This is a genomic window from Ruminococcus sp. (genome assembly GCF_019417665.1).
Lineage (GTDB): Bacteria > Bacillota > Clostridia > Oscillospirales > Ruminococcaceae > Ruminococcus_C.
On record NZ_DXUU01000001.1, the window covers coordinates 118,938 to 126,433 of the forward strand.

7 protein-coding genes are annotated in these 7,496 nt (G+C 50.7%); 2 read left to right on the forward strand and 5 right to left on the reverse strand.

From position 1 onward, the window contains the following. Positions 1-461: 461 nt before the first annotated feature. Positions 462-1,502 carry a stage II sporulation protein D gene (gene spoIID, locus QZ375_RS00555; RefSeq protein ID WP_295214030.1) on the forward strand — a complete coding sequence of 347 codons (1,041 nt, stop codon included), beginning with the start codon at positions 462-464 and terminating at the stop codon, positions 1,500-1,502. 701 nt (positions 1,503-2,203) lie between these two features. Further along, complete coding sequence (locus QZ375_RS00560) at positions 2,204-2,641, forward strand: Rrf2 family transcriptional regulator (protein WP_295214031.1); 438 nt, start codon at positions 2,204-2,206, stop codon at positions 2,639-2,641. A gap of 50 nt (positions 2,642-2,691) precedes the next feature. Here the strand turns inward: QZ375_RS00560 and QZ375_RS00565 are convergent, their stop codons facing one another. The 5 genes from QZ375_RS00565 to QZ375_RS00585 form a co-directional block, all read right to left on the reverse strand. Next, entirely contained in the window at positions 2,692-3,330 is a 639-nt protein-coding gene (locus tag QZ375_RS00565; protein WP_295214032.1) for a hypothetical protein, read from the reverse strand. Positions 3,331-3,361: 31 nt separating this feature from the next. Beyond that, complete coding sequence (locus QZ375_RS00570; protein ID WP_295214033.1) at positions 3,362-4,126, reverse strand: hypothetical protein; 765 nt, start codon at positions 4,124-4,126, stop codon at positions 3,362-3,364. 278 nt (positions 4,127-4,404) lie between these two features. Next, on the reverse strand, positions 4,405-5,613 hold the full coding sequence (locus QZ375_RS00575) for a zinc ribbon domain-containing protein (RefSeq protein ID WP_295214034.1): 1,209 nt from the start codon (positions 5,611-5,613) through the stop codon (positions 4,405-4,407). A 10-nt stretch (positions 5,614-5,623) separates the two neighbouring features. Next, positions 5,624-7,006: a zinc-ribbon domain-containing protein gene (locus QZ375_RS00580; protein ID WP_295214035.1), complete on the reverse strand. Its 1,383-nt coding sequence runs from the start codon at positions 7,004-7,006 to the stop codon at positions 5,624-5,626. A gap of 23 nt (positions 7,007-7,029) precedes the next feature. Continuing rightward, positions 7,030-7,496 (reverse strand): zinc-ribbon domain-containing protein (locus QZ375_RS00585; protein WP_295214036.1); only part of this gene is annotated, 467 nt, incomplete at its 5' end.

Genomic DNA, 7,496 nt, shown 5'->3' on the forward strand with positions numbered 1-7,496 from the left:
ATTGCTTTTCTGTGTGGTTTTTGCAGGGGATGGTTTTTGAGGTGGGTGTTTCATTGTAAACGTCCCACTGGGACGTTTACAAGGTTTGGGTTGTTAAGATGGTTTCACAAGGCGGGGCGGTCTTGTTCGCCTCGCCTCGAAAAAGCTGTCGCTTTTTCTCACCACCCTCTCCGTGCGCCGGAATACGGCGCAGGATGTTTCGCTGTCTGCGGACAGCGACCAGGGTGACTCCCCGCAGTGCGGGGAGATGCCCGAAGGGCAGAGGGGACGGGCTCGTGGAGCTCCGCAGCCCTGGACCTGCGCCAGCATTTTTGAAAAATTGCTGGATCAAAAAACTTCATTGCCGCCTACGGCGATGAGGTTTCTCCCCTCTTAAACTATACTTTTTATTATACACGAAAAGTACGCATCTGTCAATCATTTTGAAGTAACTGCAAAAGAAAAGAAAGAGCGTGGCAAAAATGAAAAAATATCTGATGATCTTAGGCGGTTTTACTGGAATTTTGTTCCTGATCACGGCGATCCCTACTCAGCTTCTGGGGCAGACACCACGTGCAGCAGATCTGGGCACTGCTACGGAAACGACCCGGCTTTCCAGTACAGCAGAACCAACAGAGACTCCGGAGACGAAAACGGAACTTTGCAGCAGCTATGCCATGCTGAACATTACCAGCGGCAAGGTGGAGGAAATTTCCCCACGGGAGTATCTCATCGGCGCAGTCTGTGCGGAAATGCCGGCAACCTTCGAGCCGGAAGCCCTCAAGGCGCAGGCTGTGGCTGCACACACATATGCAGAGCGGCAGCATTTATTGGAACAGAATGATTCCACCCCGGAACTGTACGGTGCGGATTTTTCCAACGACAGCAGTCAGTATCAGGCATATTTCACGGAAAATCAGGCGAAGCAGTACTACGGCGAAAATTTTGAATCCTGCTACAGCAAAATCAGCGATGCTGTAGACGAGGTGCTCCCCTATCTTCTGGAATATGAGGGAACGCCCATTATTGCGGCATTCTGTTCCATGTCCTCGGGCACTACGGAAAGTGCAGAGACGGTCTGGGGCAGCCAGGTGGATTATCTGGTCTCGGTGGAAAGCAGTGCGGATACCACAGCGCCCCGGTATCTGGAGACAAAAGAAATCAAAACGGACGAGTTCCAGAAGATCTTGTCAGAAGCCCTGCCGGACGCCGTATGGGACGATGACCCAGCAAAGTGGATCCAGCTGGGGAATACTTCTGAAGCCGGGACGGTGCTGACAGTAACGATAGGCGGGCAGGAGCTGACGGGACAGGAGTTCCGGGAACTGCTGGAACTGCGGTCGGCGGCGTTTACAGTGGAGTATGCTGACGGGAAACTGACCTTTATCACACGGGGCTATGGGCATGGCGTGGGCATGAGCCAGTACGGGGCAAATGCCATGGCAAAAGATGGTGCAGACTGGAAGGAAATCCTGGCGCATTATTATCCGGGCACGGAGATCACAGAGGGAACGTTTCAGTAATCCCCACTCCACCATTGCTGCGCAATAGTTGCCCTTCCCTTTCATTGCTACAATGTCAAGGCAGCCTTGGCTGCTGGTCCAGCTGAGCACAGCTGGCGAGGTCCAGGGCGAGTAGCCTTGGCAGGATCCAGGGACAGCGTCCCTGGTCGCTGTCCGCAGACAGCGAAATACCCCGGCGCATACTCTGCGCCACGGAGAGGGTGGTGAAAAAAAGCGACAGCTTTTTTGAGGAGGGGCGAACAAGACCGCCTCTCCTCGTAAAGCCATCTTTTCAACTCAAGCCTTGCAAACATCCCGGTGGGATGTTTACAACGAAATTCTCTTCCCATCTATAATCGCAAATCCCAAGATATTGCGGGCGAACACAGTTTGCCCCTACTATGTAGTCCCACTTAAAATTTATATTATTACATGTTAGAGGTTTCGAATAGATCCGGCGGGAGCAAGCCCCCGCCCTACACTTCTGATTTTCAAACATAAAATGAAATGATATGCCCATGTTCTTATGGGACACTGCATATGGTTTTCCACAGAGTTTTCAACTTTTTTGACAGATGTTATAAACATTCCAACAGCAATTCCCCACGAATTCTACGAAAATCCGACAGGAAAAGGGTTGAAATCATATGAAACCTATGGTATAATTAGAGTAATCCAACGATTCGAAGCAAACTCTATTTACCATAGAAAGGATGAATTTCATGAAAATATCCACCAGGGGGCGATATGCGCTGCGGTTTATGCTGGATCTGGCGCAAAACGATGGAGACAGATCCTTTATTTCTTTACAGGATGTGGCAGAACGGCAGGGGGTCTCCAAAAAATATCTGGAACAGATCGTCCCTGCTCTTAACAAAGCAGGGATGCTGAAGGCAAACCGGGGATATCAGGGCGGCTATCAGCTCACAAAAAAACCGTCAGAATACACAGTAGGCAATATTCTCCGGGTCACAGAGGGAAACCTTGTCTGTGTTTCCTGTGTTCTGCCCGATACGGACGAGTGTCCCAGAATGGCAGACTGCCTCACCAGAAATGTCTGGAAAGGGCTGTATGAAACAGTGACAAATTATCTTGACAGCATGACATTGCAGGATATTCTGGATCAAAAAAACACACAGAATCAAGGAAACACTGATTAAAACCATAATCAAAAAACGGGTGAACCTTTTCATAGGGTTCACCCGTTTCTTTATTGCTGTGAGGATCCACCTTTCAGTTCTTCGCTGTCCTCGGAGATAATATACCACTTCTCCCCGATCTTGCCCAAGGTGGGATATACCACATTGCTCCCGGTCTTTGCACTGCCGGTGAAGGTCAGATCTACCTCCAGCGTCACCGCCTCTGAAACAGAAGCACCGTCATTGCCCAGAAGTTCCTTCATATCAGAATTCCACTCGTCCAGTCCCTCCTGCCCCTGCTGGGACATGCCGGCAATCTGGTAGGATACTTTCACATCAGTGCCATATTCCGATTGCCACTCCGACATGGTATTATTGCAGCCCTCGGCGAAATTCTCAATGACCTCTTCCTCCGTCTTGTCATAAGTCTCCAGATAGTATGTCCAGTATTCCGGCGGTGCCATAAGTTGAGACATGGTCTTTCCGTCAGCGGAAACAATTGCGCTGTAATATGCAGAAAGGGTATCTTCGTAGCCGGACGCATCCGGTACGGCTTCATCGGCGGATTTTTCCTTCTGGAAAAGCAGGATACCCCCGATCACCAGAGCCGCTGCTGCCAGGATCAAAAGAATTCCTGCAAAAAGACGGATCCGGCGGCTTTTCTTCTGCTGCTGTTCCAGCTGCTTTTGATTCTTCATTGTTTTTCCCATGTTTCAAGTTCCTCCGTCCTCAGATCTCCTATTACCACGCATTATAGCCGTCATACTGGCAGACATAATCCACATCCTCCATTGCCTCCATACAGCACCAGCGGCTGCCGATCTTTACAAATGTGGCACTTTCTGATGCCTTTGTTCCCCCGTCATTGATGGAGATCTTTGCTGTGACTGCCTTTTTGATTTCCACGGAAATACCATAGGACGTATTCAGTTTCTGCTCCAATGCAGACAGTTTGTCAAGGGCGGTGATCTCCTGAGAAGAGAGGATCTCATAGGACATTCCGCCCTCTGTGCCGTAGTTTTCATTCCAGTAGATAAAATAGTCGTGCAGCATTTCCTTTACGTCACGGCGTGTGGTATCGTAGGTATTTTCCAGATAATCCATATAGGCATCTGGCACTAAGGAGATATACATACTGCCGCTGGAGCGGTCTACCCCTTTGACATAGCGATATGCCGCCAGCTTATAGCCGCCCAGGAACACCTGGTACAGGACAATGCCCAGGATCAGCACTGCCAGCACACAAAGGCTGACGATGCGCCGCACCAGACGGATGTGTTTTTCCTGCGCCTGACGTTTTTGTTCTGTAGGATCCTGGGTGGCAATTCCATCGGTCTTTTCCTCACCGCCGGAGGAAAGAAAGGGCATAGAGAATGTCGCTGGTTCCTGACTGACAGTCTCTTCCGAAACTGTTTCTTCCTGTTGTTTCCGAGGTAGGATCTCGCCGCATTCGGGACAGATCACCGCACGTTCCGGGGCTTCGTAGCCGCAATGTTCGCATTTCATGGTCTTTGATTCTTCCTTTCACGGGGGGATGGCAATGAATAATTGAAAATAAATCTTCAGTATCGAAAAGCCCATATTGGGCTGCCCAGGCTGCTGGTCCAGCTGAGCACAGCTGGCGAGGTTCAGGGCGAGCAGCCCTGGCAGAGTCCAGGGACGGCGACAAGGGGTTTTGCCCCTTGACCCCACCAGCATTTTTGAAAAATTGCTGGATCAAAAAACTTCATTGCCGCCTACGGCGTTTCGTAATACAACGAATCTAATTTCAGAGTTACACAAAATTATACTGCAATATTCGGGCTGTCGATCTCCGGAATGATCTCTTCCGGAAGAACATCACTATCGTCATAGTACGTTTCGAATCCACCGGTCACATAGGTATAGCACACGAGGTCATAGTCGTACATGGCATCATAGAGATACCACACACCGTCAATTTCCGCCAGAGTCAGATATGTATCGTCCCTTGCTGTACCTTCTGTTCCCTCAATGGTATAGGTCATGCTCACATCCGCCATACGGTCAATGGAAAAGCCGAAATCCGTCATGTTATACTCTTTATCCCAGCTATACCACAGTATCTCTTCCACATCATAGGTGATCTGCTTCATCGTGCCCACTTCATAAGCAAATTCAAACAGATCCAGATATTGTTCCATGGCAGTCTCCGCCTCGGATACATCCAGATCGTATTCGCTTGTCAGATAACCGGGAAATTCCCCATGCACCATTTCACTGAGTTGTCCGGGAGCTTTCGCCGCATATGCCGCCCAGTACTGATCTGTCAGCTGCCGGAATGCAGAGTCTGTACCATACATGGTCTGGCAGAGCATATCCGCCATTTCCATCGCATCCAGTACATACCATCCGTCGCCGATCTGTACCATGGAAAATGTTCCGATATGCTTTTCACTGGGCTGCGATATGGCTTCGGCAGCAAGGAATTCACCGGCAGTGAGCCCATAGGTCTGCATACACGCTTCTGCATGAGACCTCCGAGAAACATCCATTTCTTCCAGTTCAAAGGTCTCATAGTCCCAGAGCCAGGCATAGTTCGCCTCTGGAGAATCCGATTCATAGAGACAGTCGGAATTCAGGTAGTCCTCCAGACCCTCTTCCATCGTTTCACGCGGGACATCATAAGTCTGCTCCAGATAGCTCCAGAATTCCTCCGGCATCTCCTCTGCCAGTTCCAGACCATCGCCGTTTGCCATAGCACTGGCGCAGTAGTCAGCGGTCTGACAGATCCTCTCCTCCCGAACCACGGTGCGGAACAGATTGAAAAACAGAACCATCATCAGTGCGAATACCATCACAACGAGAATCAGACTGATCCCCAGAACCCACGGCCAGACTTTTTTCTTCTTTTTCTGCGCAGCAGCAAACTGAGGTGGATAAGCAGGTTGAGGCTGCGTCGGCATAGCCGCACCGCAGACAGGACAAAATCGAGAACCTGCCGGCACATCACTGCCGCATTGAAAACAAGTCATTCGTCACTCCTTATTCCTGATAGCCTGCATAATAGCAAGCGTCTGCATAATAGTACATTGCATCGTAAACATACCAGGTATCCCCGATGTGGGTCATAGTGACATAGCTGGATTCTTCACTTTCGCTGCCGCCGCTGGTAATGGTCAGATCTACATAGATATCCTTTGCAGCATCGCCTGCAAGGCCATATTCCTCCAGACCATCATTCAGATCCGACAGATCGCTTTCGTCATAATCATCCACATCGGTGATCGTGACCTTTGCACTCAGATCGGAAGTATCATCATATTCCGATGCGATCAGTTCCATCAGATATTGTTCCAGATAACCCTCTGCTTCGCTCTGAGAATAGCTGTATTGATCGCTCACGAGATCCCACCAAGCATCCGGTACGAATGCAGACATTGCTGCTGCATCGGTGTTGAGGAGTGCATTCCAGTAAGCATCCATGGTATCGCCGTATTCTTTCTGATACTTTGCAGCAGCTGCATAGTCGTTCTCGCAGATCGTTTCGATATCATCCATGGCACAAACGTTATACCACTCACCGTCGATCTTGACGATCCAGACAGCAAGATCCTGTTCCTGAGAATCCTCTGCGCCGGTAATCGTTGCATCCACTCCAATGCCGATGCCGGAGGAAATCTCCAGACCGTATTTGTCTGTCACTTCACGGATATCATCCAGCGTGTCTGCATCGCCGGAGCCATACTGCACACCAGTCTGAGACCATTCATAGGACAGATCTCCGCCCAGCGCTTCGGCATTTTCCTCCAGGAATAGATCCATGCCGGCAACTGCATCCTCCTTGGTCACATCGTAGGTCTCTTCGATATAATCCCAGTATGCTTCCGGTACCATTTCTGCAATGTCCTCACCGGAGCAATTCACATAGGCATCCCAGTATGTATTGACAGCCTCTGCCCCACGTTTTCCCATGGACACACCATAGCCAAACAGACATGCCACAATGATGACAATGATCAGAATGGGGATGCAGATCAGCAGAACAATGAGCCACACCTTTTTCTTTTTCTTGGGCGGCTGGTTCATGGGCGGCACGGGATTCATGGTCGGATCATAAGCACCGTTCGGCACTGCGCCGGGAATGGGGTTGGGTGCACCGCCGGGCATTGCACTGCCGGAATTGGGCATTGCACCAGGAATGGGATCTGGTGCGCTGGCAGGAATGGGATTCGGTGTGGGAATCCCATTGTCAGCAGGTGCTGCGGAATCAGCGGAAACGGATTCCGGTACAGCTTCCGGCGTTTCCTCCGGAACAGCTGTCGGTTCTGCTGGCATGGGTGCAGCGGTTTCTTCCAGGGGACTGCCGCAATTGGGGCAGAATTTCTTTCCTTCTTCGACTTCAAAGCCGCATTGTTTACAATTCATACTTCATTCTCCTTATAAATTTGTTAATCTTCTACTTTTGTACCGCAGCTAGTGCAGAACTTATTCTGTGCAGGTACAGCCTTTCCGCAGACCGGACAGGTCTTTTCCGGGCTGGCAGTCGGTTTTGCAGCAGGTTCTGCAACTGGTGCTGCCGTATCATCCACCTTTGTGCCACAGCTGGTGCAGAATTTATACTGCGCCGGCACTTCCCTGCCGCAGGTAGGACAAGTCCGGCTGGATACCGGTGCAGGTTTCTCCACAGGGGCAGGTGCAGGGATCACCGGTTCTGCTGCCGGAGTTATCGTTTCTTCTACGGGGACAGGTGCAGGGATCACCGGTTCTGCCGCCGGAGTTATCGTTTCTTCTACGGGGGCAGGTGCAGGGATCACCGGTTCTGCCGCCGGAGTTACCGTTTCTTCTACGGGGGCAGGTGTGGGGATCACCGGTTCTGCCGCCGGAGTTACCGTTTCTTCTACGGGGGCAGGTGTGG

Bases quoted from the DNA above. Each gene is read 5' to 3' on its own strand.
- QZ375_RS00570 (WP_295214033.1), bottom strand. From the start codon at position 4,126: ATGAAATGCGAACATTGCGGCTACGAAGCCCCGGAACGTGCGGTGATC.
- spoIID (WP_295214030.1), top strand. From the start codon at position 462: ATGAAAAAATATCTGATGATCTTAGGCGGTTTTACTGGAATTTTGTTC.
- QZ375_RS00560 (WP_295214031.1), top strand. From the start codon at position 2,204: ATGAAAATATCCACCAGGGGGCGATATGCGCTGCGGTTTATGCTGGAT.
- QZ375_RS00580 (WP_295214035.1), bottom strand. From the start codon at position 7,006: ATGAATTGTAAACAATGCGGCTTTGAAGTCGAAGAAGGAAAGAAATTC.
- QZ375_RS00565 (WP_295214032.1), bottom strand. From the start codon at position 3,330: ATGGGAAAAACAATGAAGAATCAAAAGCAGCTGGAACAGCAGCAGAAG.
- QZ375_RS00575 (WP_295214034.1), bottom strand. From the start codon at position 5,613: ATGACTTGTTTTCAATGCGGCAGTGATGTGCCGGCAGGTTCTCGATTT.